The organism is Kitasatospora sp. MBT63, from assembly GCF_000710465.2.
Lineage (GTDB): Bacteria > Actinomycetota > Actinomycetes > Streptomycetales > Streptomycetaceae > Kitasatospora.
The window spans coordinates 1-5,334 of sequence record NZ_JAIZ01000272.1 but is presented as its reverse complement, the minus strand read 5'-3'; the positions used below and the strand labels follow the sequence as shown (position 1 = coordinate 5,334).

5 protein-coding genes are annotated in these 5,334 nt (G+C 74.1%); 2 read left to right on the top strand and 3 right to left on the bottom strand.

Annotated features, from left to right (window positions below; all coding sequences use genetic code 11):
- Positions 1-217: 217 nt before the first annotated feature.
- Both AA75_RS17205 and AA75_RS17200 read left to right on the top strand, forming a co-directional pair.
- Positions 218-799: a hypothetical protein gene (locus AA75_RS17205; RefSeq protein ID WP_149038197.1), complete on the top strand. Its 582-nt coding sequence runs from the start codon at positions 218-220 to the stop codon at positions 797-799.
- Between the two features lie 125 nt (positions 800-924).
- Positions 925-1,371, top strand: coding sequence for an SRPBCC family protein (locus tag AA75_RS17200; protein ID WP_033820941.1), 447 nt, complete (start codon positions 925-927; stop codon positions 1,369-1,371).
- Between the two features lie 49 nt (positions 1,372-1,420).
- On the opposite strand, the gene AA75_RS52000 is transcribed toward AA75_RS17200, so the two are convergent.
- The 3 genes from AA75_RS52000 to AA75_RS17180 all read right to left on the bottom strand — a co-directional run bounded on the left by AA75_RS52000 (position 1,421) and on the right by AA75_RS17180 (position 5,143).
- Positions 1,421-2,077: a hypothetical protein gene (locus tag AA75_RS52000; RefSeq protein ID WP_233289058.1), complete on the bottom strand. Its 657-nt coding sequence runs from the start codon at positions 2,075-2,077 to the stop codon at positions 1,421-1,423.
- A 118-nt stretch (positions 2,078-2,195) separates the two neighbouring features.
- Positions 2,196-3,752, bottom strand: coding sequence for an alpha/beta fold hydrolase (locus AA75_RS17185; protein ID WP_233289057.1), 1,557 nt, complete (start codon positions 3,750-3,752; stop codon positions 2,196-2,198).
- Between the two features lie 32 nt (positions 3,753-3,784).
- Complete coding sequence (locus AA75_RS17180) at positions 3,785-5,143, bottom strand: alpha/beta fold hydrolase (RefSeq protein WP_033820939.1); 1,359 nt, start codon at positions 5,141-5,143, stop codon at positions 3,785-3,787.
- Positions 5,144-5,334: the final 191 nt, after the last annotated feature.

Here is a 5,334-nt window from a genome sequence, read left to right as displayed (position 1 = left end):
GCGCCACCGCTCGCTCACCGCCTCCCGCTCACCACGCCGCCGTACCCGCCGGGGCGGTCGGTGAGGCCACCGGCGGTCACCACGACCGCCGGGACAGGCCGACGCGGGCGCACAGCGAACCGGCGGACCCTCGACACCCTACCGACGCGGCCCGACCCCACCACCTGCGGCTCGCCGGGCCCATCCCGCCCGGCCGAGGCCGTGGCACGATGCCTCCGTGCGCCGCCCACACCCCGGCCGCACCCCGCACCGGCCGAAGAGGAGCGTCAACCACACCGTGTCGGACCACCTCGGCCCCCTCGTCCTCGTCGACGGAGCATGGCTGATCGGCGACCCGGCCGCCCGCGGCGGCGCCCACCTCAGGCTCGAGGAGCAGGGCATCGGCCGCTGGGAGGCAGGAGCGCGGGCGGAGCTGGTCCCGTGGCGGAGGTTCATGACGGTCGGTCTGACGGTCACGCCCGGCCGGTGGGGCGACTCGAAGCTGCTCGCCGCCGTGACCGACCAGGTCCTCGCCCTCTCCGGGGCCTCCCGTACGGGCGGCGGCGCCGCCACCCTCTCCGCCACCCTGCGGCAGCCGTACGAGTACTGGAGCGCGGAGTTCACCCACCACCGGAGGCGGTACCCCGGCCGGGAGTGCCGGCTGCTCGGCGAGTTCCTGAAGCAGACCGTCGAGTCGGGGGCGGCCCGCTCCCTCGGCGACCGGGACCGGGTCGCGGCGGTGGTCGACCGCCTGGCCCGGCTCCCGTCCGCACCGCTGCGGTCCGCCGCGTCCCAGGTGCGGGACGCGCTGGACGGTTGATCCCCGGCGGGTGCGCACACGACACTGCAGCTCCCCGTCGAGTGGGTACGGGCGTTCGGACGCCGGATCTGGCATGATCGCGAACGCCACAGCAGGGGTCCGGACAACACGGCACAGGAGGCGTCATGGCGGGTCAGTTCGAGGCCACGGTGGAGGTGGACCGGCCGGTCGCGGAGGTCTTCGCCTTCCTCGCCGACGGGCGCAACGACCCCGAGTTCAGCCCCCGGGTGCTGGCGATCACCAAGAGGCCGGACGGGCCCACCGCCGTCGGCACGGTGTTCACCAGCACCGTCAAGGACGCCGGGATGAAGACCGGCCGGGAGTTCCGGATCACCGAGCTGGTGGCGCCCACCACGGTCCGCTGGGCCGAGATCTCCAAGAACCTCGTCACCGCCTCCGCGGGCGGCTACGACCTCCAGTCCATCTCCGACACCCGGACCCGGGTACGGATCTTCAACACCCTGGAGGGCCACGGCATCGGCAAGCTGCTGGTCGGCTTCGCACTGAGCGCCGCCCGCAAGGACGCCGACGCGTTCGGCCGCCGCATCAAGGCCGCCGTCGAGGCCTCCTGACGGGGCAGCCGCCCTTCACCCGCCCCGCCCGTCCACCCGCCCCGCCCGTTCACAGGCCCTGGATGGCGACGCCCAGGTCGGGTCCGTAGGAGCTCCAGCAGACCAGCGAACCGTCGGTGTCCAGCTCGCCCATGAACCACTCACCGTCCGCGAGCACCAGGCACAGCCCGTGGAAGGACAGGATCGCCTCGGGCCGCAGCCGGTCGTAGTCCGCCCCGTCGGCCCGCTCGACCAGCACCGGCCGCCACGGCGGGAGCAGCGTGGCGGTGCCGTCCCCCGACTCGGCGCGCACCCGCTCGATGGTCCAGCCGTCCGGCAGGCCCGCCGACGCCGCCGACTGCGCCGGGCGCGGATCCGTGGCCGGGCGCCGGAGCTTGCCGTCGGTGCCCGCCCGGGGTACGCCCTCGACCGCCGTGCAGATGCCGAAGACCCGGTCGTGACCGGTCCAGCCGTTGACCCGGCCGCGGTTGTTGCTGATCTGCACGCGCTGCCGGGCCCGGTCCACCGCCGACACCAGGTGCAGGTACACCGTCCCGCCGACCCGGGCGAGGACGATGTCCCCGACCTCCACCTTCGCCGGATCGACGGGGGCCACCGCCACCAGCTGCCGGCTGCGCACCAGCGGCACCATCGACGACCCACTCGGCCGGAACTCCACCACCGCGCCACCCGCGACCCGGCCGGCCACGGCATCCAGGACACCCATCCGGTGATCGTCGCAGACCGGCCCACCCACCCCACAGCGGTTTTCCCCGGAACGCCGACGGGCACCCGCCGCACGGACAGTGCGGCGAGTGCCCGGCCGACCGGTCAGCCGGCCGGCCTCACGGTGCGATCTCGAACTCGGGCGGCCGGAGGCACGCGAGGCACTCCGTGTCCGGCGCGGTCGGAGTGTCGAAGAACGAGCGGGTGATCGCCTGCGCGCACGGCGAGTCGGCGAACACCACATGGGCGACGTACGGGACGGTGACCTCGGTGGACCGGCTCAGCGTGCGGGCGGCGTACGGCCCGTTGCTCGGCGCGGTCTGGGAGTCGAAGCCGCCCGACAGGACGAGGGTCGGGATGTCGCTGCGCGTCACGTCCCGGATCGAGCGCGGGGCCGGGGGGACGTCCCAGGCACGGCAGTCGTCGTGGAGCCAGGCGAGCTGCGGGGCGTTGGACAGCACCGACCGCGGGAAGGACGGGAACGCGCGCCGCCCGGCCCGGATCACGTCCTCCTCGCTCTCGTACGGTGTCCACTCGCTGCAGAAGACGCCGAACGAGAGCCCGTGGGCGACTCTCCCGATGGCCTGCGGGCTGAGCTTGCCGCCCGCGTACTGCTCGGCGATCCGCTGCGGGTTGCCGTGGGCCAGATCGTCGATGGAGCGGGGCACTCCGGCCGCGAGGTGGCTGGCGGAGGTCAGCCAGGTCACCAGCACTCCGCCGTCCAGCACGACCTCCACCGGCTCCGGGTGGCCCGGGACGGTGACCGTGGTGGTGACCGGCCGGGCCTCCAGCTCGACGACGAGGCGCTCGAAGGTGCCCTTGAGGTCCGGGTAGCGGCTGTTGCAGGCGGGCTGCTCCGCGCACGCCTCGAACATGCCGTCGAAGCCCTCCCGTGCCGCTCGCCAGGTCACGGCCCCACCGGCCAGGGAGGGCGGCAGGACGCCGTCGATGCCGACCGACCGGATGCCCGCCGGGTGCAGGCGCATGTACTGGAGGGCCAGGTCGGTGCCGTAGGAGATGCCGAACACGTTCCACTGCTCGATGCCCAGCGCCACCCGCAGGTCCGCGTAGTCGGCGGCGCTCTCGGTCCCGTTGTAGGCGCTGAGGTCGGCCCCGCGGCCGATCAGCTGCTCGCGGCACTCCCGGGTCGCCTCGACGTGCAGGCGCCCGGTGGACGGCGCACCGAAGACGAGGCCGAGGGCGCGGGCGTTGAACTCGTCGATGTTCGGGCAGGTGAGCTCCGGGTCGGCCGAGTAGGTCCCGCGCTGGGACATGAAGATGACGTCCCGGTCGTGGTTCAGACCGCCGTTGACCGCCAGCGGGATCTCGGACACCGCGTCGTCGCCGGGCCCGCCGGCGAGCCACACGATCGGGTCGGGCGCCGGTCTCCTGGTGGCCGCCGGGATGATCGCGACGCCGAGTGTGATCTTCCGTCCGTCGTGCCGGGCACGGTTCTCGGGCACGGTGAGCGTGCCGCAGCGGGCCGTGTCCAGCTCGGGGATCGGGTCGGCCGTCCGGGGACAGGGGCCCGGCTCGAAACGGGCGTGGCCCATCGTCCGGGCGACCGTGCCGAGCGGCTCCGCGCCGCCGTTCCCGGCATGGGCGGGCAGCGCGGCGAGGCCGGCGAACAGGACGCCGGCCGTGGCCCCGGCCAGCGCGGTTCGGAGCCGTCGCACAGGGCGCCGGTGGTGGGGCGGGCGGATGGACATCAGGCTCTCTCCGGGTCGGGGGTGATGGTGAACGGTGCGGGTTCCAGTCCGGCCACGCAGCAGTCGTCGGGCGCGGTCGGATGTGCGAGGAAGGAGGCCAGGACGCTCTGCGCACACGGCGACTGGGGGACCACGAAGTGGCCGATCCCGGGAATCCGTACGGCGGTCGAGCGGGAGAGCGTCCGGGCGGTGTACTCGCCCCAGCTCGCCCCGGTCTTCGCGTCGAAGGTGCCGGAGACGATCAGCGTCGGGACGTCGCTGTAGGTGGCGACCCGCTGGATCCCGGTGCGGTCGGGGACGTTCCAGACACGGCACACGTCGTACTCGAAGGGCAGCTGCGGGGCGTGGGCCAGGACCGTGTCCGGCCAGCCGGGGAACGCCCGGCGTCCCGCTTCCAGCAGGTCGGCCTCCGAGAAGCCCGGCGCCCACTCGCCGCACGCCACCGACTGGGTCAGGCCGTGCGCGAACTCGCCGATGACGGGCGTCGCCCCGGCGGCCTGGGCCCGGGCGAAGCGCTCCGGGTTCCCGTGGGCGAGTTCGTCGAGCGCGGCGGGGACGTCGACGGCCGGCATCGCGCCGCCGTCGGCGACCAGCAGGTTCACCAGCGAGCCCCCGTCGAGGACGACCTTCACCGGGTTCCCTCCGCCCGGCGGCTGCACCGTCAGCGTCAGGGGGTTCGCCTCCAGCCGCCGGACCTGCTCGGTCAGCGTGCGCGGCAGGTCCGGGTAGCGGCTCCCGCAGCCCGGCTGGGCCTCGCACGCCGCGAAGATCGCGTTGATCCCCTCCTGGGCGCTGTCCCAGGTCCACGGCAGGCTCACGATCTGCGGAGGCGCGACCGAGTCGATCGCCACCGAGCGGATCCCCCGGGGGTGCCGGCGCAGGTAGGTCAGGGCCAGGTCGGTGCCGTACGAGTACCCGTAGACGTTCCACCACTCGATGCCCAGCGCCCGGCGCAGATCGGCGAAGTCAGCGGCGTTCTCGGTGGTGTTGTAGGCACTCAGCTCGATGCCGTCGGCCGTCAGACGGTCCCGGCACTCCTTCGCCGCGCCCACCAGCAGCCGCCCGGTCGACGGTGCGTCGTACGGCAGCCCCACGGCGTACGCGTTGAACCGGTCGATCTCCGGGCAGGCGAGGTGCGGCTCCGAGTGCAGCGTGCCGCGCTGGGCCATGACGACCAGCTCGCGATCCCGGTTCACACCGGAAGCGATCAGGAAGGGGATGGCCCCGAAGGCGTCGCCGCCGGGCCCCCCTTCCATGAACACCACCGGATCCCCGGCCGGGGTCGAGGACACGGCCGGGACGGTCGCGACGGCCAGCCGGATTGTCCGCCCGCCGGGCCGCTCGCGGTTCTCGGGCACCTCCAGGAACCCGCACCGCCCGGGTACCGGCTCCGGCGTCTCCGGGCAGGGCCCGGGCACGAACCGTGTGGGAGCCCCTGACGGGTGCCCACGGCCGGGTGCTGACACGGCACTGCTGGATGTCGGGCCGATCACCCCCAGGAAGGTCAGACCCGCCGCGACGAGCACCACCCCGTTGGACGCGCGCCGGG